Raw genomic sequence first — 1,991 nt, forward strand, 5'->3', positions numbered from 1 at the left:
CTGAAGCTGAACGTGCCATCACCGTTATTAGTGACTGAGCCTTCACTTGGCTGGGTCAGGATATTGAAGGTGTGGGTATCGGTGGTATCCGCATCCGAGGCACCAAAGCTGCCCGTGACCGCTGCACTATCTTCCGTGGCACTGATACTCTTAACTTCAGCGGTGGGTTTGTCGTTGGTACCCGTGATCGTAATCGTGACCGTGGCCGGCTCACTGGTGTCGTTGGCCGTACCGGAATCGTCTACAGCCTCATAGGTAAACGTAACCTGACGGGTTTCTCCCGCTGCCAGATCCTGGAAGTCGCTGCCCGGGTTGAAGCTGAAGGTGCCGTCACCGTTATTAGTGACTGAGCCTTCACTTGGCTGGGTCAGGATATTGAAGGTGTGGGTATCGGTGGTATCCGCATCCGAGGCACCAAAGCTGCCCGTGACCGCTGCACCATCTTCCGTGGCACTGATACTCTCAACCTCAGCAGTCGGCTTGTCGTTAGTACCCGTGATCGTAATCGTGACCGTGGCCGGCTCACTGGTATTGTTGGCCGTACCAGAATCGTCTACAGCCTCATAGGTAAACGTAACCTGACGGGTTTCTCCTGCGGCCAGATCCTGGAAGTCACTGCCCGGATTAAAGCTGAAGGTACCGTCGTTGTTGTTAGTAACAGTACCTTCGCTGGGCTGGGTCAGGATATTGAAGGTGTGGGTATCGGTTGTGTCCGCATCCGTGGCGCCGAAGTTTCCCGTGACCGCTGCGCCATCTTCCGTGGCACTGATACTCTCAACTTCAGCGGTGGGTTTGTCGTTGGTACCCGTGATCGTAATCGTGACCGTGGCCGGCTCACTGATGTCGTTAGCCGTACCGGAATCGTCCACCGCTTCATAGGTAAACGTAACCTGACGGGTTTCTCCCGCTGCCAGATCCTGGAAGTCACTGCCCGGATTAAAGCTGAAGGTACCGTCGTTGTTGTTAGTAACAGTACCTTCGCTGGGCTGGGTCAGGATATTGAAGGTGTGGGTGTCAGTGGTATCCGCGTCCGTAGCGCCGAAGTTACCCGTTACTACGGCACCGTCTTCTGTGGCACTGACGCTCTCAACCGCTGCTGTTGGTTTGTCGTTAGTACCCGTGATCGTAATGGTGACAGTAGCCGGCTCACTGGTGTCGTTGGCCGTACCGGAATCATCCACCGCTTCGTAGGTAAACGTAACCTGACGGGTTTCTCCCGCTGCCAGATCCTGGAAGTCACTGCCCGGGTTGAAGCTGAAAGTACCGTCACCGTTATTAGTGACCGATCCTTCATCGGGCTGGGTCAGGATATTGAAGGTGTGGGTATCGGTTGTGTCCGCGTCCGTGGCGCCGAAGTTGCCCGTGACCGCTGCGCCATCTTCCGTGGCACTGATACTCTCAACCTCAGCAGTCGGCTTGTCGTTAGTACCCGTGATCGTAATCGTGACCGTGGCCGGCTCACTGGTATCGTTGGCCGTACCGGAATCGTCCACCGCTTCGTAGGTAAACGTGACCTGACGGGTTTCTCCCGCAGCCAGGTCCTGGAAGTCGCTGCCCGGGTTGAAGCTGAACGTGCCGTCACCGTTATTAGTGACCGATCCTTCATCCGGCTGGGTCAGAATGTTGAAGGTGTGGGTATCGGTCGTATCCGCGTCCGTGGCACCGAAGTTACCCGTGACAGCTGCACCATCTTCCGTGGCACTGATACTCTCAACCGCTGCTGTTGGTTTGTCGTTAGTACCCGTGATCGTAATGGTGACAGTTGCTGCCTCACTGGTTGCGTTTGCAGCGCCGGAATCATCCACGGCTTCATAGGTAAACGTGACCTGACGGGTTTCTCCGGCAGCCAGGTCCTGGAAGTCACTGCCCGGGTTGAAGCTGAACGTGCCGTCATTATTATTGGTGACCGAGCCTTCATCCGGCTGGGTCAGGATATTGAAGGTGTGAGTATCGGTGGTGTCCGCGTCCGTGGCACCGAAGTTGCCCGTTAC

Annotated in this window: 1 protein-coding gene; it reads right to left on the bottom strand. The window is 56.2% G+C overall.

The window, feature by feature from the left end; translation table 11 throughout:
- On the bottom strand, positions 1-1,991 hold a 1,991-nt coding region (locus ABD892_RS02315; RefSeq protein ID WP_345193417.1), incomplete at both ends, for a VCBS domain-containing protein.

Origin of the sequence: Kistimonas scapharcae, assembly GCF_039540975.1 — a bacterium.
In the GTDB taxonomy this organism is placed as follows: Bacteria; Pseudomonadota; Gammaproteobacteria; order Pseudomonadales; family Endozoicomonadaceae; genus Kistimonas; species Kistimonas scapharcae.